At 75.8% G+C, this 25,581-nt stretch carries 14 protein-coding genes; 8 read left to right on the forward strand and 6 right to left on the reverse strand.

Features of this window, described 5'->3' with window-relative positions; genetic code table 11:
- Positions 1-36: 36 nt before the first annotated feature.
- Both AB0C21_RS21440 and AB0C21_RS21445 read right to left on the reverse strand, forming a co-directional pair.
- On the reverse strand, positions 37-723 hold the full coding sequence (locus AB0C21_RS21440; protein ID WP_500206326.1) for a DUF899 domain-containing protein: 687 nt from the start codon (positions 721-723) through the stop codon (positions 37-39).
- A 116-nt stretch (positions 724-839) separates the two neighbouring features.
- Positions 840-2,219, reverse strand: a complete 1,380-nt coding sequence (locus AB0C21_RS21445; protein ID WP_500206327.1) for an alpha/beta hydrolase family protein — start codon at positions 2,217-2,219, stop codon at positions 840-842.
- Between the two features lie 75 nt (positions 2,220-2,294).
- On the opposite strand from AB0C21_RS21445, the gene AB0C21_RS21450 reads away from it, so the two are divergent.
- Positions 2,295-3,254, forward strand: a complete 960-nt coding sequence (locus AB0C21_RS21450) for an ArsR/SmtB family transcription factor (protein ID WP_500206329.1) — start codon at positions 2,295-2,297, stop codon at positions 3,252-3,254.
- Positions 3,255-3,306: 52 nt separating this feature from the next.
- On the opposite strand, the gene AB0C21_RS21455 is transcribed toward AB0C21_RS21450, so the two are convergent.
- Positions 3,307-4,323, reverse strand: a complete 1,017-nt coding sequence (locus tag AB0C21_RS21455) for a right-handed parallel beta-helix repeat-containing protein (protein WP_500206331.1) — start codon at positions 4,321-4,323, stop codon at positions 3,307-3,309.
- Positions 4,324-4,761: 438 nt separating this feature from the next.
- On the opposite strand from AB0C21_RS21455, the gene glnII reads away from it, so the two are divergent.
- Together glnII and AB0C21_RS21465 are read left to right on the forward strand one after the other, a co-directional pair.
- Positions 4,762-5,778 carry a glutamine synthetase gene (gene glnII / locus AB0C21_RS21460; RefSeq protein WP_500206333.1) on the forward strand — a complete coding sequence of 339 codons (1,017 nt, stop codon included), beginning with the start codon at positions 4,762-4,764 and terminating at the stop codon, positions 5,776-5,778.
- A gap of 208 nt (positions 5,779-5,986) precedes the next feature.
- Positions 5,987-6,622, forward strand: coding sequence for a hypothetical protein (locus AB0C21_RS21465; RefSeq protein WP_500206334.1), 636 nt, complete (start codon positions 5,987-5,989; stop codon positions 6,620-6,622).
- A 116-nt stretch (positions 6,623-6,738) separates the two neighbouring features.
- Here the strand turns inward: AB0C21_RS21465 and AB0C21_RS21470 are convergent, their stop codons facing one another.
- Complete coding sequence (locus AB0C21_RS21470; RefSeq protein WP_149262260.1) at positions 6,739-7,182, reverse strand: universal stress protein; 444 nt, start codon at positions 7,180-7,182, stop codon at positions 6,739-6,741.
- Positions 7,183-7,214: 32 nt separating this feature from the next.
- Positions 7,215-8,975 (reverse strand): RelA/SpoT family protein, encoded by a 1,761-nt coding sequence (locus AB0C21_RS21475; protein ID WP_500206336.1) that lies wholly within the window; start codon positions 8,973-8,975, stop codon positions 7,215-7,217.
- A 273-nt stretch (positions 8,976-9,248) separates the two neighbouring features.
- Here AB0C21_RS21475 and AB0C21_RS21480 point away from each other — a divergent pair, with 273 nt between their 5' ends.
- From AB0C21_RS21480 to AB0C21_RS21500, 5 genes are read left to right on the forward strand one after another with little or no spacing between them, the layout of a single operon-like run.
- Entirely contained in the window at positions 9,249-15,926 is a 6,678-nt protein-coding gene (locus AB0C21_RS21480) for an SDR family NAD(P)-dependent oxidoreductase (protein WP_500206338.1), read from the forward strand.
- Complete coding sequence (locus tag AB0C21_RS21485; protein ID WP_500206340.1) at positions 15,923-20,239, forward strand: beta-ketoacyl synthase N-terminal-like domain-containing protein; 4,317 nt, start codon at positions 15,923-15,925, stop codon at positions 20,237-20,239. The genes AB0C21_RS21480 and AB0C21_RS21485 overlap by 4 nt, the downstream gene beginning before the upstream one ends.
- Positions 20,240-20,285: 46 nt before the next feature.
- Positions 20,286-21,485 carry a glycosyltransferase gene (locus AB0C21_RS21490; protein ID WP_500206341.1) on the forward strand — a complete coding sequence of 400 codons (1,200 nt, stop codon included), beginning with the start codon at positions 20,286-20,288 and terminating at the stop codon, positions 21,483-21,485.
- Positions 21,486-21,540: 55 nt separating this feature from the next.
- Positions 21,541-22,272: a maleylpyruvate isomerase family mycothiol-dependent enzyme gene (locus AB0C21_RS21495; protein WP_500206343.1), complete on the forward strand. Its 732-nt coding sequence runs from the start codon at positions 21,541-21,543 to the stop codon at positions 22,270-22,272.
- A 44-nt stretch (positions 22,273-22,316) separates the two neighbouring features.
- Positions 22,317-22,706 carry a RidA family protein gene (locus AB0C21_RS21500; RefSeq protein WP_500206345.1) on the forward strand — a complete coding sequence of 130 codons (390 nt, stop codon included), beginning with the start codon at positions 22,317-22,319 and terminating at the stop codon, positions 22,704-22,706.
- Positions 22,707-22,716: 10 nt separating this feature from the next.
- Here AB0C21_RS21500 and AB0C21_RS21505 read toward each other — a convergent pair whose 3' ends face one another.
- Positions 22,717-25,440, reverse strand: coding sequence for an ATP-binding protein (locus tag AB0C21_RS21505; protein ID WP_500206346.1), 2,724 nt, complete (start codon positions 25,438-25,440; stop codon positions 22,717-22,719).
- Positions 25,441-25,581 lie beyond the last annotated feature (141 nt).

Consider the following 25,581-nt stretch of genomic DNA (forward strand, 5'->3'; position numbering starts at 1 on the left):
CACGGCCTGGGGCGGTCGGCTGTGAGGCAGCGGGTGTCAGGCGTCCTCGCCGTAGTGGGCGGCTATCTCCTCGGAGCCCGGCCAGCGGCTGTAGGTGGGGGACTGGGGCCAGCCTTCGGGGACGTCCTGCCATTCTTCCTGGCGGCCGTAGGGGAGCAGGTCGATCAGGGGGAAGGCGTGGCTGAGCTGCTCGGTGCCCCGGCCGTTGGTGTGCCAGGTGCGGTAGACGGTGTCGCCGTCGCGCAGGAAGACGTTGACCGCGAAGCCGCCGCCGGGAGGGGCGCCCACGTCGGTGCCGAAGGAGCTGTTCGCGGTGGAGTACCAGGTCATCTTGTTGCCGACGCGCTTCTTGTAGGCGAGGGCCTCGTCGATCGGGCCCTGGGTGACGATGACGAAGCGCGCGTCGTAGGCGTCCAGGAACTCCAAGCGGGTGAACTGGGACGTGAAGCCCGTGCAGCCCGGGCACTGCCACTTCTCGCCGGGGAACCACATGTGGTTGTAGACGATCAGCTGGGACTTCCCGTCGAAGATCTCGGCCAGGCTGACCGGGCCCTCTTCGCCCTCCAGGGTGTACTCGGGCATCTCGACCATGGGCAGGCGGCGGCGCTGGGCGGCGATCGCGTCGAGTTCGCGGGTCGCGGCCTTCTCTCGGGCGCGCAGCTCGTCGAGCTGTCGACGCCAGGTCTCGGCGTCCACGACGGGTGGCAGGGCCTTGGCGGTCATCGCTCCTCCAGGGTTGCGGCAGGGTCTCCATGGGTGGACTCCGCTCGACCGCCGAACTCATCGCACAGAGGCCATGGTTCGCCCCCGCGGACCATGGCCTCTGCGCGACGAGCGCGTTACGGACGCAGGTATCGGCCCGGGTGGTGGTAGGTGAAGGACGGGGTCGTGGGGTGCATGCCGGGCTCGGGGTCCATGTCGAACACCGTCTGGTAGTCGGGGGCGAGCGTGGCGGCGAAGCGGTTGAGGGTCGCCGGTCGCGTGTCCGGCCAGCGGTGGGTGTTCATCCGGGTGAGCAGCGTCCGCAGCGTCGCGATCTCTTCGGAGGCGGTGAAGGAGCAGTGGTAGCCGCGGTCGACGTAGAGCTGCCTCAGGTTCGCCGGGTTGCGCACGTGTTCGGCGTACCAGCGCTGGTTCTCCGGCGGGACGTTGCCGTCGCCCGTCGAGTGCAGCGTGACGACCGGTGACGGGGTCCGGCCGGTGGGGGTGCCGTACCGGCCGAGGTAGCGGACGGCGGCGGGGTCCGCCTTGACGCGCGGTGCCGCGTTCAGGCGGGCGAGGTCGTCGCGCAGGCTCAGGCCGGCCTCACGGTAGGCGCGCTTGACCAGGGCCTTCTGGCTGGAGCGGGCGAGGAGCGTCCGGTAGTCCACACCGGTGTTCCAGGACGGGTTGCCGCCCGCGCGCTTCTCGATGTCGGCGCGGTTGGCGCCCCAGAAGGCGCCGCGGTCGTACGCGGCGTAGTAGACCTGCTGCTCCACCTGGCCGGCGACCGTGTCCGGCGCGGGTGCCCGCGAGGTGTAGCGGCCGGGGATGTCCGCGAGGGCGGCGGCGAGCGCGAGGCGGGCGCGGCCGCTGGGGTCGCCCAGGGCGGTGCCGAGGGCCCGCCGAGCGCTGGACGTGTTGGCCTGCGGGTCCTTGATGCGCACCAGTTCCAGGTCGGGCGCCAGGAGCGTCTTGACCGCGAAGTTGGTGTCGAGGGCGCTGTTGAAGTGGCCCGTCGTGCCGCCGAGCACTCCGCAGAGGGAGGCGACGCCGGCGAAGCGGCCGGGGTTGCGTTCCGCCAGGAGCACCGAGGTCAGGCCGCCGGCGGACGAGCCCGCCGACACGGTGCGCCGGGGCTTTCCGACGTTCGCGGTGAACCAGTCGAGCAGGTCGATCTGGTCCTTCAGCCCGGATTCGACCACCCCCCAGCCCTGCGCGACGCGGAACTGCGAGGCCGCGAGCGCGTACCCGTGGTCGAGCAGCCACTGCCGGGTGGCCGGGTGGTTCGTCAGCGATATCTCCGAGGGCGCCGGGAACTCCAGGCTGTACGCGCCGTGGCTCCACAGCAGCAGCGTCCCGTTCCAGCGGGCGGGGACCTCGACGCGGTAGGGGACCCCGTTGATGTCGCCCTCGCGGACGCTCATGCCGTCGTCGGCGCGGACGGGGAGGGCGACCGCGGCCACGGCGGCGAACACCATCAGCGGAACGGCGCGGCAGAACAGGCGGAGTCGATTCATGCCCGCACCTTCCAGCACGTTCCGCGCCGGGTGCAATGATTTCAGAAATAGGTTAAATGTCGTATTCTCCGACCCATGCTCCGGCTCTGGCTCGACTATGAGGACCTCACCCGGATTCGCATCACCCCCGGCCTCTCGCCGATCGCCCAGACCGTTCTCGGGGCCCAGGCCCTGCGCGCCGTCGGGCCGGAGCCGATTCCCGGCGGCTGGCGGTCGCGGACGCGCGCCGGGCTCACCGGCCCGTCCCGCCTGCTGCTCGACCTGGTGCCGCCCGGACGCTGGTTCCCCGACTTCCTGACGCCGTACACGGTGGTGCCGGGGTTCGAATCGGAGCTGGACGCCGTCGCCTCGACGCCCGTCCGGCGGATCCGCGACGAGCTGGAGCGCTCGCACGGCCCGCGGCCGCCGGCCTCATGGCTGCCCCGTCTCGCCGGCGGGGACGGGGAGACCATGCGGGCGCTGGTCCGCGGGCTCCGCGACTTCCACAGCGCCGCGCTGGCCGACTCGTGGTCCGACCTCAGCGACCACCTGTGCGCCGAGGCGTCCCGGCACGCCCGGACGATGGCCCGCGACGGGATCGGCGGCCTGCTCGGGAGCCTGCATCCCGCCATCCGCTGGACGGCCCCGGTGCTGGAGGTCGAGACGTTGCGCGACGGGGACGTCCACCTCGGCGGGCGCGGGCTCCTGCTCATCCCCTCGGTGTTCGTGACCGGGCCGCGCGTCATGGTCGTCGGCGCCGGCCCCGCGACCGTGGTGGTCCCCTCGTCCCGGCCGCTCACCGGAACGGGCGACACCCTGCCGCAGGTGTTCGGGCGGACCAGGGCCGCTGTGATCCGGCTTGTGGGCGCGGACGGGGAGCTCACGACCGGGACGCTGGCGGCCCGGCTCGGGGTCAGCGCGGCGTCCGCCTCCCAGCACGCCACCGCCCTGCGCGGCGCCGGGCTCCTCACCAGCGAGCGCCGGGGCAAGACGGTGCACCACGCGCTGACGCCGCTCGGGGAGCGGTTCCTGCGCGGCGGAGGCCCGCAGGAGTGAGAGGACCCCGCTCCCGGGTACGGGAGCGGGGTCCTGCCAGTGGCGTCTCCGCTCAGTGGTGGTGCCTGCAGAGGTGGCGCGGGTCCGAGGTCCGGCACTTGTTGTCGCGGAAGCGGTTGGTCCTGCTGCCGCTCCTGTCGACCAGGTCGAACGGAGCGTTCCGCAGTGCGACGTTGTCCTCGATCAGGTTGAACCGGGCAGGGCGGGCGTGGCCGTTCCTCGGGGGCTCGCCCGGAAGAAGGACGATCCCGCCGGAGGAGGGCAGCGACCCGCGGTTGTACTTCACGACGTTCTTGGCGATCGTGTTGTGCTCACCGCCGACGAGCAGGATGCCCGTGCCGCCGAGCGCGGGGACGTCCTCGTGCGCTTCGCAGGTCCGGTTGTTCTTGACGACCTTGTTCTTCCAGACCGCGTTGTGGCCCTGGCCGCCCACCTGGCCGTCGTCCACCAGGGCGATGCCGACGCAGTTGCCGGCGGCCTCGTTGTCGCGGACCACGACGTGGTGGGCGTGACGGACGAGGACGCCGAGGGTGTTGCCGAGGCTGTGGTTGCCGGCGACGACGGTCCCGCGCGCGTCGGGGGTGTCGCCGACGTACAGGCCGGCGTCCTCGCGGTTGTCGATGGTCCAGTTCCAGAGGAACCGGCCGCGCGTGGAGCGGAACTCGGTGATGCCGTACTCACCGTTGTTCTTGGCCAGGACGGCCAGGACGCTGAGGCGGTCGGTGTGCATGCCGTAGACGCCGGTGTTCTTGAAACCCCATACGGTCAGGTTCCGGATCGTCACCCCGTGGACCTTGTGGCGCGGCGTGCCGACCACGCAGATCCCCATGCCGGGCGCCTTGGCCTTCGCGCAGTGGTCGTGGCGGCCCGGGCGCAGGATGGTCCTGTTCCCCTCGCCGCGGATGGTGAGGCGCTTGCGGACGAGGACGCCGCCCTCGTAGCGGCCCGCCTTGAGCAGGATGGTGTCGCCGGGCCGGGCGCGGTCGACCGCCCGCTGGATCGAATGGCCGGGCTTCACCACGTGGACGCGGTGCCTGCCGCCGTCGGCCGCCTGGCTCGCCGGCGCCATGGAGGCGAACCCCGTGACTGCGACGGCCGTGCCCACTGAGGCCGCGAATACTCGCTTCATTCTCTTCCCCCGTTCTACGGCTCCTTGATCGGGACCTTTGCTACGGATCCTCGCTCATCATGAACCGAACTGATCATGCGGCCGGTGTGGAGGAGTTAAAGAAACATGCGAGGGTTCGGCCTGGGCGGGAGATAAGGTTTAGTAAATGGCGAAAAATTGCCTTATTGTCTTGTATCGGATGCTTAGGGGCGCTTCGGTGGGGTGTGCGGGGCGTTCTCGGACGCCCGGGCCGGCCTTCGGGCGCGGCGTGTGAGGAACGTCTCAGCAGGTCGCGTTGCGTGTTACATGCCGTTCACAAAAGGGCAACAGGTGCGAAATGCCCAGTTGGCACGTTCTGTGAGGCCGAACCCGCAAGGCCCGGCAGCGACGAAGGGACCGATGTTGAGCTACAAGGCCGAGTACATCTGGATCGACGGCACCGAGCCGACCGCCCGGCTGCGGTCGAAGACGAGGATCCTCGCCGACGGGGCCGACCTGCCGGACTGGGGGTTCGACGGGTCCAGCACGAACCAGGCGCCCGGCGACCACTCGGACTGCGTGCTGAAGCCGGTCTTCTCCTGCCCCGACCCGATCAGGGGCGGGGACAACAAGCTGGTGCTGTGCGAGGTCTACCTCGTCGACGGCACGCCCCACGAGACCAACACCCGGGCCAAGCTGCGGCCCGTGGCCGAGCAGTACGCGGCCCAGGACTCCTGGTACGGCATCGAGCAGGAGTACACCTTCTACAAGGACGGCCGCCCGCTCGGCTTCCCGGAGCGCGGCTACCCGGCCCCGCAGGGCTTCTACTACTGCGGCGTGGGCGCGGACGAGGTGTTCGGCCGCGACATCGTCGAGGAGCACCTGGACGCCTGCCTGGCCGCGGGCCTGAAGATCTCCGGCATCAACGCCGAGGTCATGCCCGGCCAGTGGGAGTTCCAGATCGGCCCGGCGGGCACGCTCGAGGTCGGCGACCACCTGTGGGTCGCCCGGTGGCTGCTCTACCGCATCGCCGAGAACCACGACGTGTCCGCGACGCTCGACCCGAAGCCGGTCGAGGGCGACTGGAACGGCGCCGGCGCGCACACCAACTTCTCCACCAAGGCCATGCGCGAGGGCTACGACGCGATCATCGCGGCGTGCGAGGCGCTCGCCGAGAAGGCGCAGGAGCACGTCGCCGGGTACGGCGCCGACATCGAGCGGCGGCTGACCGGCATGCACGAGACGGCCCCGTGGAGCGAGTTCAGCTACGGCGTGTCGAACCGCGGCGCCTCGGTGCGCATCCCGTGGCAGGTCGAGGTGGACAAGAAGGGCTACATCGAGGACCGCCGTCCGAACGCCAACGTCGACCCGTACGTGGTGGCCCGCCTGATCACGGGCACCTGCTGCGCGGCGCTGGAGAAGGCCGGCCTGGTCTGACCGGCCCGCGGGTTCGGCCTGCCGGAACGGACTGAACGGGCCCGGTCCGAGCGGCTTCGGAGCCCCGGGGAGCAGCGCGCTCCCCGGGGCTCCGCCGTGTTCTGCCATACGGGGGAACGCGGCCAAACATCTGCAAAATGGTGACGTTGCGCGAATTCCTCCCTAGGGCCCCGGGTAGCACTCCTACGTTCGCACCGGGGGAGGCACCATGCCCGACTCATCCTTCGGGCGGGACTCCGGTGGCCTGCCGGGCAGGCACGCCGGCCGCCCAGCGCCGCGGCCGTGGGAACGCTCGTTCCGCTGCCCCTCCGCGGCGCGGCGGCGCCCGATGGAAGCGCCGCCCAAACGGTACGAGGACTTCATCGCGCTCCACGAGGAGGTCTCCAGGGAAGGGGCCGGACCGCCGCTGCGCCCGCTGTGGTGGACGGGGATCTCCGCCGCGCTGGTCGGCGGGGGCCTCTCGTTCGCCGTGGTGATCGGGCTGCGGTCGGCGTTCGGCGTCGAGGTGCCGGTGTTCGCGGGCGACCACACCGCCGCCGCGCCCGCCGCGGCCAGCTACGCGCTGTGCGCCTCGGCGGCGACGATCCAGGCCACCGCGCTGATGCACCTGCTGCTGTCGTCGGCGGCGCGCCCGGTCCGGGCGTTCGCCTGGATCGGCGGGATCGCGGTGGTGCTGCTGACGATCCTGCCGCTGACGCTGCACGGCAGGCTCGACGCGGCGCTCGCGACGTCCGGGATCAACCTGGCCGGCGGGTCGGCCGTGGTGGCGCTGCTGTGCGCCGTGGTCGCGGCCTCCACCCGGCAGTTCCCGTGGGACGGCCCGTTCAGACGCGCCCGACCGTGATCGTCAGCGGGTCGGGGGCCGCCGAGGAGACGACCCGGACGTGCCGGAGCCGCCGCCGCACCTGCACGTCCACCGCCTCGTCCGGGGCCGTGAGCCGAAGCTCGCGCGGGAGGACCTCAGGGCACGACGGTCACCGGCCACCGCCCCGCCTTGACCAGCCGGACGGCGACGGACCCGATCAGCCGGTGCCCGGCCTGCGCCGAGGCGCCGACGATCACGGCGTCCGCGCGGGACTCGTCGGCGACGCGGGCGAGCACGGTGTAGGGGTCGCCCATCTCGGTGACGAAGTCGTAGCGGACCTCCCCACGTCCCGCGGCGGCCTCCAGCTCCCGCTGGATCTGCGCGGAGATCTCGTCGGCGGTCTCGCGCAGCGCGGCGGCGCCGCCCGGGGTGAGGCTGCCCATCGAGGCGACGTGCGCGACGTGCACGACGACGAGCCGGGCGCCGCCGCGGCGCGCGAGCCCCCACGCGTACGCCCCGGCGCGCAGCGACGTCTCGGAGCCGTCCACCCCCGCCACGATCACTTTCGGCCCGTCGACGCCGTACTCGAACGCCTTCATGTGATCACCACGGAACCAGCGTAATCGGGAGTTCAGGGGCGGACGAAGCGGGCCATTAGGTCGTCGAGGCCGAGGGCGCCGGTGCCGAGGGCCGCGTACATCGCGTCGGCGTCGGAGTAGCCGAGGTCGCGGGCGACGGCGAGGGAGTCTCCGCGCGCCTCGGCGGCGAGCAGGTCGACGTCGCGTCCCGCCAGCGCCCGGACGAGGCGGCGCCGCCCGGCCTCGGCGTCCTGCTCGGCGCGGTGCGAGGCGAGCCGCCGCTGGATGTGAAGGCGCGCGGGCACCGAGACGGCGAAGCCGAGCCAGTCCTCGGAGGGGGCGCCCGCCGGGTCGGTGAGGATCTGCACGACGTTGCCGCTGCGGATCTGCACCGACATGGGCGCGAGCCGGCCGTTGACGAGGGCGCCGATGCAGCGGTCGCCGGTGCCGGGGCCGAGCGCGTAGGCGAAGTCGAGCGCGGTCGCGCCCGCGGGGAGCGGGACGATGTCGCCCCGGGTGGTGAACGCGGCGACGTGGCCGGCGGCGAGGTCGGCGCGCAGCCGGTCCAGGAACTCCGCGGACGGCGCGCCCGACTGCCAGGCCAGCAGCCGGCTCAGCCACACCAGGTCGCGGCGCTCGGCGACAGTGGGGCCGGTGTCGCCGCCCGCGTCCCTGATGTGCGCGACGATGCCGTACTCGGCGACCGGGTGCATCGCCTCGGTGCGGATGATCACTTCGAACGGGTCGCCGTCCGGGCTGATCACCCGGGTGTGCAGCGAGCGGTAGAGGTTGTCCTTCGGTGTCGCGATGAAGTCGCGGACCTGCCCGGCCACGGGGTGCAGCGCGGCGTGGACGGCGCCGAGCGCGATGTAGCAGTCGCCGGCGGAGCCGTCCACCAGCAGCAGGAGCCGCGCCGCCTCGCACGGCCGGAGCCCGGCCAGGCCGCCGCCGAACGCCTGGTGCACCGCGTACAGGTGGGACGGCCTGACCCCCACCCGCGCCTTGACGCCGTGCTCGGCGAGCGAGGGGCGCAGCAGTGCCGTCGCGGGCCCGAACGTCGGACCCGCCCGGCTCAGCGCCGCCCGGACGGCGAGCCGCGTCGCCTCGTGCTCCGCCGGATGCCGGGCGGCGAAGGCGAGGTCGTCCATCTCCCGCTTGAGGACGTGGATGCCGAGCCGGTCCGCGAACGGGACCAGCAGCTCGTGGGACGCCTGGGCGTAGCGGGCGCGCTTGTGCTCGGGCTGGTGGCGCAGCGTCCGCAGGTTGTGCAGCCGGTCCGCCAGCTTGATCACCAGGACCCGCAGGTCGGCCGCCGCGGCCAGCACGATCTTGCGGAACGTCTCGGCCTCGGCGCGGTCGCCCCAGCGCCTGCCGTCCAGCTTGGTGACCCCGTCCACCAGCACCGCGATCTCGTCGCCGAAGTCGGCGCGGAGCTCCCCGAGCGTGTACGGGGTGTCCTCGACGGTGTCGTGCAGGAGCGCGGCGACCAGGGTCGTGGTGTCCAGGCCCATCCCGGCGAGGATCAGCGCGACGGCCAGCGGATGGGTGATGTACGGGGCGCCGGACTTGCGGAGCTGGCCGCGGTGCATGCGCTCGGCCACCGCGTAGCCGCGCAGCAGCTCGGCCTCGGCGGACCGCGCGGGCAGGCCGCCCGGTCGGCCGGGCCCGGCCCCGTGGGCGGTGCGCTGGGCGGTGCGGTGGGCGGCGAGCAGGGGCGCGAGGGCGGCCCGCACGGGGTCCGGGCCGCCGCCCGCCGCCGCTCGTCGCCGCGCCGGGAGGCGGAACCGTCCCGTCGCCGGATTCAGCGTCGCCATCGCGCCCCCGCCTGGCCCGTCCGCGGCACACCGCCACGGACTGTGATCGCCATTATGCGGTATGTGGCGGCGCGGGGGCGAGACCCGCGCAGGGCCATCTCCGGCCCATGCCGTGTCAAGGGACGTTCCAATCTCCTTTGCCGCGCCGCCATACGACCGTTCCCGGGTGTGTCGCCTCCGTGATCGGCAGGTCGCCGACCGTAGTGTTGCGGACCGTTGTTGCGAGCCGCGCCGGTCACGCGCCGGGCCGCGCGGGACGTCGGGGGGCAGTGCATGACGGACAGGGCCGGGCACGACGGGGGCCGGGGCGAGCGGCCCCGGCCCGAGATCATCGGGGTCGCCCCGTCCGGCCGGCCCGCGGCCCGGCTCGCCGTCGCGGTCTGCCGGGCCGGCGGCACCGGGGTGCTCGACCTCGGCGCCGACCGAGCGTCCGCGCTCGCCGCCCTGGCCGACGTCACCCGCTGGTGGACGGGCCCGTTCGGCGTCCGCGTGCCCGCCGGGTGCCGGATCCGGCCGGAGGAGATCCCCGAGGCCGCCGGCACCGTCCTGGTCGACGGGCCCCTGCTGTGGACGGACGGCGCGCCGGACGTCGCCGGGTTCGCCCGCGGGCGCCGCCTGCTCGTGGAGGTCGTGAGCCCGGACGAGGCCGCCGCCGCCACCGCCGTCGCGCAGGACCTCGCCCACGACGCGGGGCTCGTCGCGCGGGGCCGCGAGGCGGGCGGGCGCGCCGGCGACCTGACCACGTTCGTCCTGCTGCAGCACCTGCTGGCCGAGCCCGAGGTGCCGGTGTACGCGGCGGGCGGGATCGGGCCGCACTCCGCCGCGGCGGCGGTCGCCGGGGGCGCGGCCGGGGTCGTCCTGGACGTCCAGCTCGCGCGGGTCCGGGAGGCGGAGCCGTCCAATGCCGCGTCCGCCCCGGTGGCGATGGACGGGACCGGGACCGCGGTCGACGGGCCGCTCGCCGCCGCGCTCGCCGGGCGGTACAAGACCGCCGGGGGAGTGGTGGGGGCCGTCCGGGAGCAGATCGACCTGCACCTGCGGGCCGCCGTGCGGGCCGAGCCGCTCGCGCCGCGCGGCGAACCGGTCGTCGCGCAGGGCCCCATGACGCTGGTCACCGACGGCTCCGCGTTCGCGGGCGCGGTCGCGCAGGACGGCGGCCTGCCGTTCCTCGCGCTCGGCCTGACCGATCCCGGCCGGGTGCGGGCGCTGCTGCGCGAGACCGCGGACCGGCTCGGCGAACGGCCCTGGGGCGCCGGCGTGCTCGGGATCGCGCCGCCGGAGCTGCGGGAGGCGCAGCTCGCCGCGATCCGCGAGGCCGCCCCGCCCTACGCGATCATCGCGGGCGGCGGCCCGGCGGAGGCCGCGCCGCTGGAGGCCGCCGGGACCAGGACGTACCTGCACGCGCCGTCCCCGGAACTGCTGGACCGGTTCCTGGCCGAGGGCGCGCGCAGGTTCGTGTTCGAGGGCGGGGAATGCGGGGGCCGCGTCGGGCCGCGCGCGAGCCTTCCGCTCTGGGACGCGCAGGTCGACCGGCTGACGGCGTTCGACGGCGACCCGCGCGAGCTCTCGGTGATGTTCGCGGGCGGCGTCCACGACGAGCGGTCCGCCGCCATGGTCGCCGCGCTCGCCGGGCCGCTGGCCGAGCGCGGCGCCGGCGTCCGCGTCCTGATGGGCACCGCGTACCTGTTCACCACCGAGGCGGTCGCGGCCGGCGCGATCCCGCCCGGCTACCAGGAGGTCGCGCTCGGCTGCGCCGGGACGGCCCTGCTGGAGTCCGCGCCCGGCCACGCGACCCGCTGCGCCCGCACCCCCTACGTCCAGGTGTTCGAGGAGACCCGCCGCGAGCTGGAGCAGGTCGGCACGCCGCGCGAGGAGGTGTGGCGCCGCCTGGAGAAGCTGAACCTCGGCCGCCTGCGCGTCGCGAGCAGGGGGCTGCGCCGCGACACCCCGGTGGACGCGGACGTCCAGCGCTCCGACGGCCTCTACCCGATGGGGCAGGCCGCCGCGCTCCGGTCGGCCACGACCCGGATCGCCGTCCTGCACGAGCAGGTCACCTCCGGCGCGACCGCCTTCCTGGCAGCCCGCGCTGCTGAGCTGGGCGCCACCGGGCCCGCGGCGCCCGCGGGCGGCGGCCGCCCGGCCGACATCGCGATCATCGGGATGGACTGCGTCCTCCCGGGGGCCTCCGACGCCGCGCGGTACTGGGCGAACATCGTCGGCGGCGTCGACTCGGTCACTGTCGGCGGCGTCGACTCGGTCACCGTCGGCGGCGTCGGCGCGCCGTCCCGAGACAGGACCTCGGCGAAGTGCGGCGGATTCATCCCCGACGTACCGTTCGACGCGCTCGCCCACGGGATCCCGCCCGGCGTGCTCGGCCGTGTCGACCCGATCCAGCTCCTGTCGCTGGAGGTCGCGTCCCGCGCGCTGGCGGACGCCGGGTACGCCGACCGCCCGTTCGACCGGTCCCGCACGTCGGTGGTCTTCGGTGCGGGATCGGGCGGCGACCTCGGCACCGCCTACGGGATGCGCGCGGCGCTCCCGTCCTACTACGGCGAGGTGCCTCCCGGCCTGGACGAGCAGCTCCCGCGGCCGACCGCGGACTCCCTCCCCGGCGTCCTCACCAGCATGATCGCCGCGCGGGTCGCGAACCGGCTCGACCTCGGCGGCGCGACCCACACCGTGGACGCCGGCGGCGCCGCCTCGCTGGCCGCGCTCGACGCGGCCTGCAAGGAGCTCGCCTCCGGGACGAGCGACATGGTGCTGTGCGGCGGCGCCGACCTGCGCGACGGCGTCCACGATTACCTGCTCCGCGCCTCGGAGGGCGCGCTGTCGCCGTCCGGGCGCTGCGCCGCGTTCGACTCGGCGGCCGACGGCGTCGCGCCCGGTGAGGGCGTCGCGTGCGTGGTCCTCAAGCGCCTCGCGGACGCCGAGCGCGACGGCGACCGGATCTACGCGGTGGTCAAGGCGGTCGCCGGGGCGAGCGACGGCCGTTCTCCCGACCTCGCCGCGCCCCGGCCCGAGGGGCGGCGCCGCGCCCTGGAACGCGCCTACGAGCGCGCGGGCGTGCCACCCGCCGCCGTGGGCCTCGTCGAGGCGGACGGCGCCGGCACCGAGGCGGGCGACAGGACGGAGCTGGCGGCCCTCGCCTCGGTGTTCCGCGCGGCCGCACCGGGGAGCGTGACGCTCGGGTCGGTGAAGTCCCAGATCGGGCACACCGGGCGCGCGGCGGGCCTCGCCGGGCTCGTCAAGACCGCGTACGCGCTGCACACGGGCGTGCTGCCGGGCACCCTGCACCTCGTCCGCCCGAACCCGGAGTGGACGCCGGACGGCCCGTTCGCGTTCGGCGGCGGTGCCCGGCCGTGGGCCGCCGAACCGGGGGAGCGGTACGCGGGGGTGAGCGGCTCCGGTGTCGGCGGCGCGAGCTTCCACGCCGTCCTGTCCGGCTACGACGGCGCTCCCGAGCCGGTGTCCGGGCTCGCCGAGTGGCCGGCCGAGCTGTTCCTGATCCGCGGGGCCGACCGCCCGGCCGCCCGCGCCGCGATCGGCCGTCTCGCGGAGCTGCTGACCGGCGGGCCCCGGCTGCGCGACCTCGCCAGGACCGCCGCCTCGCTCGACGGACCGGTGCAGGTGGCGCTGGTCGCCTCGGACCTCGACGACCTCCGGGAGAAGCTCACGCACGCCGCCGAGTTCCGTCCGTCGCCAGGCGTCTTCGTCGGGTGCGGCGAGCAGGTCGGGTCCGGCGAGCAGGGCGGGGCCGGGCAGGTCGCGTTCCTCTTCCCTGGCCAGGGCAGTCGGCGGCCCGGCATGCTCGCCGACCTCTTCGTCGCCTTCCCCCGCCTCCAGCGCCTCCTGCGGCACGCCGGCGGGCGGTACGCGGCCGCGATGTTCCCGCCCAGGGTGTTCACCCGGCCGGAGGGCCGCCGCCTTCGGGCGGAGTTCGCCGACCCGCGCGTCGCGCAGCCCGCCCTCGGCATCGCCGGGCTGGCCGTGCACCGGCTGCTGACCGCGGTCGGCGTGCATCCCGACCTCGCCGCCGGGCACGGCTGCGGCGAACTCGTCGCGCTGTGCGCCGCCGGCGTGTTCGAGGACGCCGACATGATCGGCCTGAGCGCCGCGCGGGCCGAGGCGATCCTGGCCGCCGCCGGGGCGGAGGCGGGCGCGATGGCGGCGGTGAGCGCGACGCCCGCCCAGGTGCGCGCGGCGCTGCCGGACGCGAGCGGCGTCGTCATCGCCCAGCACAACGGGCCGCGCCAGGTCGTGATCTCCGGGACCTCCGCGGGAGTCGACCTGGCGTTGGGCGCCCTGGCGGACGCGGGCCTGCAGGCCGAGCGGCTCCCGGTCGCGTGCGCGTTCCACAGCCCGCTCGTCGCCGCCGCCTCGGCGGGCCTGCACACCGAGCTGCTCGGCCGCGACCTGCGCTCGCCCGCGTTCCCGGTCTGGTCGAACGCGACGGCGGCGCCGTACGAGAGCGACCCGTCCGAGCTGGCCGGCATCCTCGCGGGGCAGCTCGCCGCACCTGTCCGCTTCGTCGAGCAGGTCGAGGCGATGTACGCCGCGGGCGCCCGCACCTTCGTCGAGGCGGGCCCCGGGCGGGTCCTCACCGGCCTCGTCGGCAGGATCCTCGGCGACCGGCCGCACACCGCCGTGAGCTGCGACGTGCCCGGCGAGAACGGCCTGGCGGCGCTGCTGAGCGCGCTCGCCCGGCTGGCCGCCGCCGGCGTCCCGGTCGACCCGCTGCCCCTGTTCGCCGGGCGCGACGCCCGCCCGCTCTCCGGGCCCGTTCCGGCGCCGGGGTGGGTCGTCGGCGGCCGTCTCGTCCGCACCGCCGACGGCGGGTACCCGGCGGGCGTGCTCCGCCCCGCCGAGCGCATCCCGGGTCCCGGCCCGGGCGCCTCGGAGGCCGCCGTCCTGGAGTACCTGCGCACGAGCCGCGAGGTGATCGCGGCGCAGCGCGAGGTGGTCCTGCGGCACCTGTCGGCCGCGGGCCCGGCCCCGGCTCGGGCGGGAAGAGATGCGGCGGGACGGGACGCGGCGCCGCATCCCGTTCCCGCGCCGCGGCCCGTCCTGCCGGGGGAGACGCTGCCGAGGGAGGCGGCGCAGGCGGAGGAGCCGGACGGGGAGGAGCCCGCGGAACGGCCGGGCGCCGGTGAGCGCGCCGAGGCCGCGCGGGACGTGCCCGCCGCCGCCCGCGCCGTGATCAGCGCCCGCACCGGGAGCGACCGCGAGGACGCGCCCGCGGAGCCACCGCGCCCCGCCCTTCCGGAGCCCTCCGCTCTGGAGTCCGCTGTTCGGGAGTCCGCTGTTCGGGAGTCCGCTGTTCGGGAGTCCGCCGTTCCAGAGCCCGCCGTTCCAGAGCCCGCCATTCCAGAGCCCGCCGTTGCGGAGCCTGCCGCTTCGGAGCCCGCTGTTCGGGAGTCCGCCGTTCCGGAAGCCGCCGCCCTGGAGCCTTCCGTTGCGCGTCCCGCGCGTCCCGGGGGCCATGCGGGGACCACGCAGCTGCCCAAGGTCCCGACCGCGCCGCGGGTGGTGCGTCAGGTCCCGCGGGTCGTGGAGCTGGACGCCCTGCCGGTCCCGCCCGACTCGGGGACGGTGTTCGCGGGCAGGCGGTTCCTGGTCGTGGACGACGGGTGCGGCGTCGCGCTCGAACTGGCCGACCTGCTGGAGCGGCACGGCGCGCGGGCGCGTGTCGCGCCGGACGTCGACGGGCCCTGCGACGGGCTCGTCCATCTGGCGGCGCTGCGGCCCGGAGCGACGCGCGTGCTGCCGCGGGCGTTCCGGGGCGTCCGGCAGGCGCTGGTCGGCGGGCTGCGTTGGCTGGTGCTCGCGAGCGGCGCCGGGGAGGCGTCCGGGCGCCGGTCCGGCGGCGGCGCCATCGGGGACCCGGGACCGGGGGCGGGCCTTCGCGGGCTGGCCCGGACCGCCGCGCTGGAGTATCCGGAGACGCTCGTCCGCGCGCTGGACGTCGACACCGAGGCCACCCCCCGCGTGATCGCGCAGCGGATCCTCGCCGAGCTGCTGGCCGCCGAGGCGCCGGTCGCGGTCGGGTACGAGGGCGGACTGCGCCGCGGCCTGGACCTGGTCCCCGCCGAACCGCCCGCCGGGGACGCGCCGGACCTCGGCCCGGACGGCGTCGTCCTGCTGACCGGGGGCGCGCGGGGCATCACCGCGCGGGTCGCCCTGGAGTTCGCCCGGACGAGCGGGTGCCACATCGAACTGGTGGGCCGCACCCCGGAGCCGGCGGGCGCCCCGGAGTTCCCCGTCGCCGAGGACGAGGCCGGGCTGCGCCGGGCGCTCGTCGCGCGCGGCGAGCAGCGCCCCGCCGAGATCGAGGCGACGGTCCGCAGGATCCTCGCCGAACGCGGGATCCGCCGGACTCTGGCCGCCCTGCGCGAGCACGCCGCCTCCGTCCGGTACCACGCGGCGGACGTGCGGGACCCGGCCGCCGTGCGGGCCGTGGTGGACGACGTCTACCGGCGGCACCGCCGGCTGGACGGGGTGGTCCACGGCGCCGGGGTCGCGGAGGACCGGCTCATCCGCGACAAGACGCCCGAGTCGTTCGCGCGGGTGTACCGGACGAAGGTGGACGGCGCCGCCGCGCTCGTCCAGGCCGTCCACCCCGGTCTCGGGTTCTTCGTCGTCTTCGGCGGCCTCGCCGGCGTGCACGGCCACCCCGGGCAGGCCGACCGGGCGGCGGCGGGCGACGCGTGCGGCACGCTCGCGCATGTGTGGCGAGCACGGCTGCGCGGGCGGGTGCTCGTGGCCGACTGGGGGCCGTGGGCGGGCGACGGCATGGGCGGCGGCACGGGCGGCACGGCGTCGCCCGAGCTGGTGCGCGAGTACGCGCGGCGCGGCATCGGGCTGATCGACCCGAGCGCCGGGGCGGCCGCCCTGCTCAGGGAGATCGCGCACGGGGACGGGACGCGGGTCGTGCTGACGGGGGCCGTCCGGTGAGCGACGCGGGCGAGCCGATCGCGATCGTCGGGGCCGGGGCGGTGTTCCCGGGCGCGGGGTCGGCGGCCGAGCTGTGGCGCAACGTCCTCGACGGGTTCGACGCGATCGGCGACGTGCCGCCCGGACGCTGGGACCCCGCGCTCTACTACGACCCGGACGCCTACGGGCGGGAGCCGGAGAGCGACAGGTTCTACTGCCGGCGCGGCGGGTTCGTCGACGACCTGGCCGTCGTCGACCCGGCCCGGTTCGGCATCCCGCCCGCGGCGGTGCGGGGCATGGAGCCCGACCACCTGCTGGCGCTGCGCGCGGCGGGGGACGCGATCGCGGACGCGGGCGGCGACGAGCGCCTGCCCGACCGGTCCCGGATCGGCGTGGTCCTCGGGCGCGGCGGCTACATCACCCCGGGCGCGGCGCGGTCCGACCAGCGGGTCAGGACCTCCCACCAGGTCGCCGGCATCCTCGGCGAGCTGGTGCCCGAACTCGGGCCGCGGCGGCTGGCGGAGATCCGCCGGGCGTTCTGCGAGCGGCTCGGCCCGGACGGGCCGGACGCCGCCGGGCCGCCGCCGGGCTTCGCCGCGGCCCTCATCGCCGACCGGTTCGACCTGCGCGGTCCCGCCTACACGCTGGACGCGGCGTGCGCGTCGTCGCTGCTCGCGGTCGAACACGCGGTTCGGGCGCTGCGTACGGGGCAGACCGACGCGATGCTCGCAGGCGGCGTCCACCACGCCCACCACCCGACCGTGTGGAGCGTCTTCAGCCGGCTCCGCGCGCTGAGCCCGAGCGAGACGATCCGGCCGTTCGACCGGGGCGCCGACGGGACGCTCCTGGCCGAGGGGACGGGCGTCGTCCTGCTGAAGCGGCTGGCGGACGCCGTGCGGGCCGGGGACCGGATCCACGCGGTGGTCCTCGGCGCCGGGTCGTCCAGCGACGGCCGTGCCGCGAGCGTCCTGAGCCCGCCGGTGGACGGGCAGGTCCTGGCGGTCGAGCGGGCGTGGCGGGACGCGGGCCTCGCCCCGGCCGCCCCTGGCGCGGTGGGGCTGATCGAGGCGCACGGCACTGCGACCCCGGCGGGCGACGCGGCCGAGCTGGCGACAATGCGCCGGGTCTTCGGGACCGACGGTCCGCCGATCGGGCTCGGCTCGGTCAAGTCGATGATCGGGCATGCGATGCCGGCCGCCGGGATCGCCGGGCTGCTCAAGGCGGCGTTCGCGCTGCGCGACGGCGTCCTGCCGCCGACGCTGCACGCGGACGACCCGCATCCGGCGCTGGAGGGCGGCCGGCTGCGGCTCGTCCGGGAGGCCGCGGAGTGGGCCCGGGACGGCGGCCCCCGCAGGGCGGCGGTCAACGCCTTCGGGTTCGGCGGCGCCAACGCGCACGTGGTGCTGGAGGAGCCGCCCGCCGCGCGCAGGCCCCGGCGGCGCCGGCTCGGCGCGCCGCGGTCGGAGGAGGGCGCCCTGCGGCTGGCCGCGCGCACGACCGATGAACTGGCCGAGGCCCTGTCCGCCTCCGACGAGGAGCTTCTCGCCCGGGTCGGCGACGACGCCCCCGACCTTCCGTGCCGGCTCGCCATCGTCGGCCCCACGGCGCGCAGGCTCGACCTGGCGCGGGCCGTCGTCCAGCGCGGGACCGCCTGGCGCGGCCGCAGCGACGTGTGGTTCTCGCCCCGCCCCCTCCTCGCGGACGGCGGGCGGCTCGCGTTCCTCTACCCCGGTTTCGAGCCCGCCTTCGACCCGCGCGTGGCCGACGTCGCCGCGCACTTCGGCCTGCCCGTGCCCGAGCTGACCGGCCGCACCGACCTGGCCGGGCACGCGGCCGACGTGATCCGCGTCGGCCGGCTGCTGACCGCGGCGCTCGCGGAGCTCGGTGTCGAGCCGGACGCCGCGGCGGGCCACGGCCTCGGCGAGTGGGCGGCGATGGCCGCCGCCGGGGTCTGCGGCGCGGACGCGGTCGAGGCGCTCCTCGGCGCCCTCGACGGCGAGGCCCTCGAAGTCCCGGGCCTCGTGTACGCGGCGCTCGGCTGCGGCGGGGGCCGCGCGCGGGAGGCCGCGGGCGGGCGGTCCGGCGTCGTCGTCAGCCACGACGACTGCCCGCACCAGTCGGTGGTCTGCGGGCCGTCCGGGGACGTCCGCGAGCTGCTGGGACGGCTCGCCTCCGAAGGGGTGCTCGGGCAGGAGCTCCCGTTCCGGTGGGCTCTCCACACCCCGTACGCCGAGGCCTACGAGAAGCGGGTGCGGCGCGCGTTCGAGGCGCTGGACATCCGCGAGCCCCGCGTCCCGCTGTGGTCGGCGACGACGGTCGCGCCGTTCCCGCGCCGCCCGGCCGACGTGCGCGAGCTGGTCGGGCGCCACCTGCGCGAACCCGTCCGGTTCAGCGAGCTGGTCGAGGAGCTGTACGGCACGGCGCACGTGCGGGCGTTCGTCCAGGTCGGGCCGGGCGGCCTCCCCGGCTTCGTCGCCGACCGCCTCGGCACCCGCGAGCACCTCGCGATCGCCGTCAACGTGCCGAAGCGCGACGGGATGGCCCAGCTCCGCCGCGTCGTCGCCGCGCTGTGGGCCGAGGGCTACGGCGCGTCCCCGCCGTCCCCGCCGCCCGCCGCGGGCATGCGCCTGGACCTCGGGACCCCGCTGGTGAGGCTGGACGGGGCGGTGGAGCCCCTCCGGCTCGCCCGGGACCTGCCGCGGTTGCCGGCCGACGATCCCGTGCTGGCCGAGCTGGAGGCCCTGTTCGACGACGCGACGAGCGGGGCGCAGTCGGTCCTGGAGGCGCTCGGCGGGGGACCGGCGCCCCCGGCCGTGCCGGGCGAGAACGCGCAGGGGGAGGACGCGCCCGGCGAGTCCGCGCAGGGGGAGGACTTGTCGCCGGTGGCCGCGGAGCTGAACACCTCGCGCGTCTTCTCGGTGGAGACGATGCCGTGGCTGAGGGACCACTGCCTCGTCCCGCTGCCTCCCGACTGGCCGGACATGTCGGACCGGTTCCCGACCGTGCCGCTGGCCGTGCTGCTGGAGGTCATGGCCGAGGCGGCGCGCGAGCTGCTGCCCGGCCTGGTGGTCGTCGGGTTCGAGAACGTCCGCGCGGTCCGCTGGCTCGTCGCGGCGCCGCCGACCGCCGCCGACATCCGCGCCTACCTCATCCAGGCGGCCGGACGCCCGCGCAAGGTGAAGGTCGTCGTCCACGGCCACGCGGACGGGACGGTCCTGCTCGCCGAGCGCCACCCGGCGCCGCCCCCGCCGGACCGCACGCCGCTGACCATCGAGGGGCCGCCCATCGTCACCGCCGAACGGCTCTACGAGGAGCGGTGGATGTTCCAGGGGCCGCTCTTCCGCGGCGTCGCCGAGCTCACGGCCCTCGCGGAGGACGGTGTGCGAGCCGTCCTGACCTCCCTGCCCACGCCCGGCGCGCTCCTGGACAGCGCGGGGCAGCTCTGCGCCCACTGGCTCCAGGTGTACGGCGACACCAACCAGACCGTGTTCCCCGTCGGGATCGAACGGGTCGCCTTCTACGGGCCTCCACCGTCCCCCGGGGAGCACCTGGACACGACCATCTGGAACCAGTCCCTGACCGACACCACCATGCGCTGCTCGGCGGAGATGGTCAGAGAGAGCGGGGTCGCGGAGACCGGGACGGTGTGGTGCCGCATCGACGGGTGGACGGCCCACCGCTTCTACACCGACGAGGCGCTCTGGCGGATGAAGTTCACCCCGGAGGTCTCCGGAACGGCGGAACCGCAGCCCGGCGGCTGGTGCCTGGCACGCAGGCGGTGGGACGGCACCGCGTCCCGCGACCTGCTGATGCGCCAGTACCTCTGCGCCCGCGAGCGCGCCGAGTACGAGGCACTCCCGCCGTTCGAGCAGGGGCCGTGGCTGCTCGGACGGATCGCGGCCAAGGACGCCGTCCGCCACCACCTCTGGCGCGAGGGGCACGGGCCGCTGTTCCCGGCCGAGCTCACCGTCCGGGACGGGCCGGTCGTCACGGGGCCGTTCGACGAGCCGCTCACCCTCGCGATCGCCTCGGACGCCGACCTGGGCGCGGCCCTGGTCAGGCCCGGCCGCGAGGAGGCCGGCATCGGGCTCGCCCCCGAGGGCGAGGACGCCCGGATCCGCGCGGCCAAGCAGGCGGTGCTGCAGGCGCTGCTGCGGGGAGCGGGCCCCGGAGCGGAGCGTCCGGAGCTCGTCGTGACCGTCGCCGACGCCGAACGGCTCCTGATCGCCGCCGGCGGCACGGTCACCACGGTGGAGACCCGCGAACTCGAAGGACACGTCGTGGCCTGGACCGCCGCGTCCGGCACGGCCGACATGGAGGAGACGCGAGCATGAACGACGTCGAGCACACCGGCGGCCAGATGACCGCGGGGGCCGGGCGGTGAGCGCGCGCCGCGTCCGCGTTCCGTCCCTGCTCGGCGACCCGGGGGTCGCGCGGGCGCGCACCCCGTCGCGCCGCTTCCTGTTCGCGGTGCCGCCGCCGGCCCGGGGCGGGGCCGGGCGGGTCGCTCCGGCCGCCGCGGCCGCCGCCGAGCTCGCCCGCCGCGGCCACAAGATCGCCTGGACGGGCCACCGCCCGTCGCTCGAACCCCTGCTGCGCTCCGGTGCGCGGATCTTCAGCGCCGGCGACGACGCCACGGCGCGGCTCCGGCCGGAGGGCCCCGACGCACTGCGCTCGCTCTGGGAGGAGTTCGCCGTCCCGCTCGGCCACGCGATGATGCCCGGCGTCGAGACGGCGATCGATCGGTTCCGCCCGGACGTCGTGGTCAGTGACCAGCTCGTGCTCGCCGCGCCCGTCGCCGCCCGGCGCCGCGAGATCCCCTGGGCCACCTGCGCGGCGACGCCGGTCGAGTTCACCCGGCCGCTCGCCGACCGGCCGGAGGACGAGGAGCGGGTGCGCGAGCGGATCGGCGGGTTCCAGCTCGACCACGGCATCGACGACCTGCTCGACCTGCGCTTCTCCGACCACCTCGTGCTGGTCTTCGCCACCGGCGCGCTGCTCGGCGACGTCTCGTTCTTCCCCGACCACTTCGCCTTCGTGGGTCCCGTCCTCGGCCGTCCCGCGCCCTGCGCGTTCCCGTGGGACCGGCTGGACGGCCGTCCCGCCTTGCTGGTCACCGGCGACCATTCGTTCGGCGAGCGGTTCCTCCGGGTCGCCGCCGAGGCCGTCCGCGACCTGGACGTCCAGGCGGTCTTCACGGCGCCGCCCGGGGCGATGGGCGAGGCGCCGCCGAACGTCATCGTCCGCGAGCACGTCCCGCGGCCCAGGCTGCTCGAACGGATGTCGGCGGTCGTCTGCGACGGCGGCTACGGCACCGTGTGCGAGTCGCTGTCCCACGGCGTCCCGCTGGTGGCGGCGCCGATCAGGAATGACCAGCCGGTCATCGCGGGGCTGGTGGAGCGCGCCGGGGCGGGGATCTCCGTCCCGTTCGACCGGGTCCGGCCGGACGAGCTGCGGGACGCGCTGGCCGCCGTCCTGGCCGACGGCCCGCACCGGGCCGCCGCCGGGCGCGTCCGGGAGTCCTTCGCCGAGGCGGGCGGCGCCGCCGAGGCAGCCGACCGCCTGGAGAAGCTCGCGTGACCGCGCGGGCCGCCGAAGGCGGGCGAACCCGAACATAAGTCGGTAGCGTGCCGCCATGGCGGACATCTTCGACGACCTGGCCGCGGAGTACCGTCGGCTGGACGCGGTGCTGGCGTCCCTGACGGCCGAGCAGTGGGACCGGCCGTCCGACGCCGAGGGCTGGAGCGTCTCCGACGTCGTCCTGCACCTCGCCCAGACCGAGGAGATGATCAGCGGGCCGTCCGAGGGGCAGGAGGCCTTCCTGCCGTCCGCCGAGACCTCCGTGGACGGGATGGCCGCGGACCTGGTCGCCGCCGAGCGCGGCGCCCCGCCCGCCGACCTGCTGGCGCGCTGGCGCGCGGCCGCCTTCGCCACCCCGGACGCCCTGCGCGCCCACCCGCCGGGCACGCGCCTGCCGTGGGTGCGGACGTCGCTGTCCCCGCGCACCCTCGCCACCACCCGGCTCGCCGAGCACTGGGCGCACGCGCTGGACATCGCCGTCCCGCTGGGCGTCCCCTACCCCGACACCGAGCGGCTCCGCCACATCGCCTGGCTGGCCCACCGCACGCTGCCCTACGCCTTCGCCGTCGAGGGACTGCCGGACGCCCCCGTCTTCTGCGACCTCACCGCCCCGGACGGAACGCGGTGGTCGCTCGGCGACCCCTCCGCCCCGTCCCGGATCACCGGCCCGGCCTCCGACTTCTGCCGGCTCGGCGCACGCCGCCTCACGCCCGCGCGGACCGGCCTCACGGCCGAGGGCCCGCACGGCGCCGACGCCCTGCGCGTCCTCCGCAACTACGCCGCCTGACCCGGCGAAGGGGCCGGAGGGACGAGGGCTCCATAATCTCGACCATGACGGAACGACGCGCGATCCTCAGCGGTTCGACGTTCGAGGAGCAGATCGGCTACGCCCGCGCCGTGGTGGACGGCGACCGGGTGCACGTCTCGGGCACGACCGGGTTCGACTACGCCACCATGACGATCTCCGACGACGTGGTGGAGCAGGCCGAGCAGTGCCTCCGCAACATCGAGGCCGCGCTCGCGGAGGCGGGCTGCACGTTCGCCGACGTCGTGCGCGTCCGGTACCTGCTGCCCGACCGCGCGGACTTCGAGCCCTGCTGGCCGGCGCTGCGGCGCCGCTTCGGCGAGGTGCGGCCCGCCGCGACGATGCAGGTGTGCGGGCTCGCCGACCCCCGCATGAAGATCGAGATCGAGGTCGACGCGCGGCGGGCGAACGGATAGCGGCGGGCGGCTACCCGGTGGACAGGTAGGCGTCGAGCAGGCCGCCGAGGTCGCCGAAGCCGGACGTCGCGTCGCGGAGGCGGTCGGGCCAGTCGGGGTCGTCGCGCTGGGCGCCCACCACCGTCTCCAGCGTCCGGGCGGTGCCCCAGACCGCCAGGTCGCGGGCGGAGAGGTCGCGCTGGTCGCGGGTCCACCAGGCGTTGACGGCGCGGAACTGCTCGGTGAGCGTGCCGCCGGGGATCGCGCGTCCGTGGCGGGCCTCCCATTCCCCGCTCATCGGATGGCGCCCTCCGTCGGGGTCCGCCTTGTGGGCCTCGCCGAGCTGCTCCAGGACGAGGCACCAGCGGTAGGGGGCGGCGAAGAACCCCGTCTCGTCCCCGGCGCACGGCGCGCCCCGCAGCATCGCGGACAGATGGTCCGCCAGCCCGGCGGGCGCGGCCCGGGACGCGACGGCCGCGTCCACCGCGTGGGAGGCGGCGCAGTCGCGGAGCCGGGGCGGCAGGCCGTCCAGCACGGAGGACGGCGGGTGCGGGGCGCCCCAGCCGGTCAGGTGGGCGGCGGCCGCGAGCTCCGCCCACACCACGAGCTCCGGGCGGTCGGCCAGGGCGCGCTGGGCGGCGCGCATGTCCCGCAGCGTGCAGGGCGAGTCGCGGCAGTCCTGCCCGCACGTGCCGCTGCGGGGGGCCACCAGCACGCGGGGCGAGGCCGTCGGCGGCGCGGCCTCCTCCAGGTGCGAGCCGTCCGGCATCCGGACCAGGTGCGGGTAGTCCATGCCGTCGGTGAACACCGCGCCCTCGCCCGGCGTGAGCGTGACGAGGAACTGCGACTGCGCGTCGGTGATGTTCATGGTGGCGCCGACCGCGTCCCGGTCGTCCTGCGCCGGCAGCCGGTGGACGATCTTGACGGCGGTGTTCTTGATGACGTCCGGGACGAGCTTGGAGGGGATCTGCTCCGCCACGATCAGCCCCTCGCCGTACGCGCGGATCTCCGCCAGCAGGCTCGCGAACGTCTCCACGGCGTGGGACGCGGGCCCCGCCTGCTCGCTGCGCCGCAGCAGCCGGTGCGCCTCCTCGAACACGCTGAGGTGCCGCAGCCCGGTCGGGGCGCCCTGGCGCTGCCGGAGCCGCAGGTGCTCGACCAGCCGGACCAGCACGGTGCCCATCAGGAACGCCTTGTCGCGGTCGTCCCCGACGTCCTCGATCTCCAGGACGACGTTGCGGGCGAGCAGCGCGTCGAAGTCGATCGGGTGGCCGCCCTCGAAGAACCGCCCGGTCGTGCCGAGCCGCAGGCTGGACAGCCGGACCCGGATGAAGCCGCGCACGTTGTCGGTGATCTCCTGCCCGTAGCCGATCTCGTCGACGACCTGCTCGGCGGTGGCCTGGAGGTCGGCGAGGGTCGGGTAGCGGGGCGAGGTGCCCGGGACGGCCGGCTCGCCGAGCGCGAGGTCCCAGCCGAGCCGCTCGTAGCAGCGGGTCAGCGCCCCCGCGAGCACCTGCGGGAACGGCTCGTCGGCCTCGAACGCCGCGAGGAACAGGGCGCGGACGAGGTCGGCGTGCGTCTGGAGCGGGAACGGCCGCCCGTCGGGCCCGGTCGAGGGTTCGAGCGGGTTGATCCCGGCCGCGATCGCCTCCGCGTCCCCGGGGCGGATCGTGACGACCTCCGCGTCCGGGAGGCGCGCCGCCATCAGCCGGTACTCGGCCTTCGCGGGCTCGACCACCAGCCACGGCAGGCCCGCCGCCGACGCGGCCGTGAGCAGCGACCGGACGGTCTGCGACTTCCCGGCGCCGGTCGCGCCGCACACGAACGTGTGCCGGTTCAGGCTGGACAGCGGCAGCGACATCGGGCCCACGTCGCGGCGGTTGCGGTCCAGGACCCGTCCCAGCCGGACCCCGGTGTCGGGCGACTCGGGCGTGACGTCGAAATCCGGCCGCATCACGAACCGGACCCCGGCGACCTCCCGGACCGGCGGGCGGGCCAGCGCCGCGACGAGCTGCGTGCTCGCCTCGAACGGCCCCGCCGCCCCGGGGACCAGCGCGTACGGCAGGCGGCCGAGGTCCGCCGACGCGCACACGAGCGCCGCGACCCGGGCGGCGGCCCGGGGCGTGGCCGCCCCGGCCGCCAGGTGCACCCGCCAGAGGCCGGACGTGGCGGCCTGGCGCAGCTCGCGGTGCCGCTTCTCCAGCCGGTCGGCCGCGACCGAGTCCTCCGGCGACATCTCCGCCATCGCGCGGGCGCGCTGCTGCCGGTCCGCCAGGTCGTCGGCTAGGCGCTGCGCCTCGTCCGGGTCGACGGGCTCGGCGACCAGCATCCAGGCGAACGGCTGCATCCACACCGAGAGCAGGCCGTCCTCCAGGGACGGCCTCGCGGGCTCCTCCGGCGGCGGGTCGTCCACGAGCAGGCCGTCGGCGATGCCGCCGATGCTCACCCAGTGCGCCATCGCGTCCTCGGCGAGGCCCTCGGCCAGCAGCGTCCCGCGCCCGCCTGCGGGGAGGCTGAGGGTCGCGGCGCTCCCGTCGCGGTCGGCGACGAGCCCGTCCCCGCCGACGAACACCTCCGTGGGGCCGAACGCCTCCGCGCGCCGCCAGCCGACGAGGACCGGCTCCTTGCCCGCGTGGTAGGCCGACACCAGCGCCGCGAGCCGCTGGTCGCGCCACTCGTCCCGTCCGTCCGTCTCGTCCGGGCGGGGGACCTCCGTCAGCCGGCACACCGGAAGGCCGCGCACGACGTCCCACATGGTCAGCGGCCCCGGCGTGTTCCGGTCGCGCGGCGGAGGGGCGAACGGTCGGCTTGTTTCGGGATCCCGCCTCGGTCCAACGTCATGGGCAGTCAGGCTATTGAGCAAGGTCACCTTTGGGAAGGCCGATTCCTGACGTTG

Source organism: Spirillospora sp. NPDC049024 (assembly GCF_040649235.1).
Taxonomy (GTDB): domain Bacteria; phylum Actinomycetota; class Actinomycetes; order Streptosporangiales; family Streptosporangiaceae; genus Spirillospora.

Coding starts and splice junctions, on each gene's coding strand:
- AB0C21_RS21440 (WP_500206326.1), bottom strand. CDS start 723: ATGACCGCCAAGGCCCTGCCACCCGTCGTGGACGCCGAGACCTGGCGT.
- AB0C21_RS21445 (WP_500206327.1), bottom strand. CDS start 2,219: ATGAATCGACTCCGCCTGTTCTGCCGCGCCGTTCCGCTGATGGTGTTC.
- AB0C21_RS21450 (WP_500206329.1), top strand. CDS start 2,295: ATGCTCCGGCTCTGGCTCGACTATGAGGACCTCACCCGGATTCGCATC.
- AB0C21_RS21455 (WP_500206331.1), bottom strand. CDS start 4,323: ATGGCGCCGGCGAGCCAGGCGGCCGACGGCGGCAGGCACCGCGTCCAC.
- glnII (WP_500206333.1), top strand. CDS start 4,762: ATGTTGAGCTACAAGGCCGAGTACATCTGGATCGACGGCACCGAGCCG.
- AB0C21_RS21465 (WP_500206334.1), top strand. CDS start 5,987: ATGCCCGACTCATCCTTCGGGCGGGACTCCGGTGGCCTGCCGGGCAGG.
- AB0C21_RS21470 (WP_149262260.1), bottom strand. CDS start 7,182: ATGAAGGCGTTCGAGTACGGCGTCGACGGGCCGAAAGTGATCGTGGCG.
- AB0C21_RS21475 (WP_500206336.1), bottom strand. CDS start 8,975: ATGGCGACGCTGAATCCGGCGACGGGACGGTTCCGCCTCCCGGCGCGG.
- AB0C21_RS21480 (WP_500206338.1), top strand. CDS start 9,249: ATGACGGACAGGGCCGGGCACGACGGGGGCCGGGGCGAGCGGCCCCGG.
- AB0C21_RS21495 (WP_500206343.1), top strand. CDS start 21,541: ATGGCGGACATCTTCGACGACCTGGCCGCGGAGTACCGTCGGCTGGAC.
- AB0C21_RS21500 (WP_500206345.1), top strand. CDS start 22,317: ATGACGGAACGACGCGCGATCCTCAGCGGTTCGACGTTCGAGGAGCAG.
- AB0C21_RS21505 (WP_500206346.1), bottom strand. CDS start 25,440: ATGTGGGACGTCGTGCGCGGCCTTCCGGTGTGCCGGCTGACGGAGGTC.